Origin of the sequence: Bifidobacterium xylocopae, from assembly GCF_003315615.1 — a bacterium.
Taxonomy (GTDB): Bacteria; Actinomycetota; Actinomycetes; order Actinomycetales; family Bifidobacteriaceae; genus Bombiscardovia; species Bombiscardovia xylocopae.
Window position 1 is genome coordinate 1 of sequence record NZ_PDCH01000081.1, and the last position, 439, is coordinate 439.

The following is a 439-nucleotide window of genomic DNA, read 5'->3' on the forward strand; positions in this document are numbered from 1 at the left end:
CCCCGCAGCTGCCGCTCCACCAGTCGGATTCCGCCGTGTACTTGCCCCGATCGGCCCGCCGTCGGTGCAGTGGCGTTTAGGTGCAATATCGGGTCTAGGCACCCCCGGGATGCGCGGCTACGAACGTCTGCAGGGCCGCTTCAAGGTCCGGTTCCACGGCACCCACGTGCACCTGGTCGTAGTCCAGCCGCAGGGCCATGTCGTAGGCACGGGTGCCGGAGACCATCGCCACGCCGCCGGAGCGCAAGGAGGCGACGTCCACGTCCCACAGCCAGCTCATATCACGCCCCTCGGCGTATTCCTCTCCGGTGCGGGATCATGGTGCCGGTCCCCGCCCTACCCAAGTACGCCTCCGCCCGGCCAACTTCCCTGGAGGCCGTGCCGCGCACGCTCACGCCGACCCCCCCCCGCTGTCGACTAACGCATCCGCGCCCGCGCC

1 pseudogene is annotated in these 439 nt (G+C 70.2%); it reads right to left on the reverse strand.

What is annotated here, in order from left to right:
• Positions 1 to 103 precede the first annotated feature (103 nt).
• A pseudogene (locus tag CRD59_RS07720) lies at positions 104 to 304 on the reverse strand (MurT ligase domain-containing protein); the annotation flags it as partial.
• Positions 305 to 439: the final 135 nt, after the last annotated feature.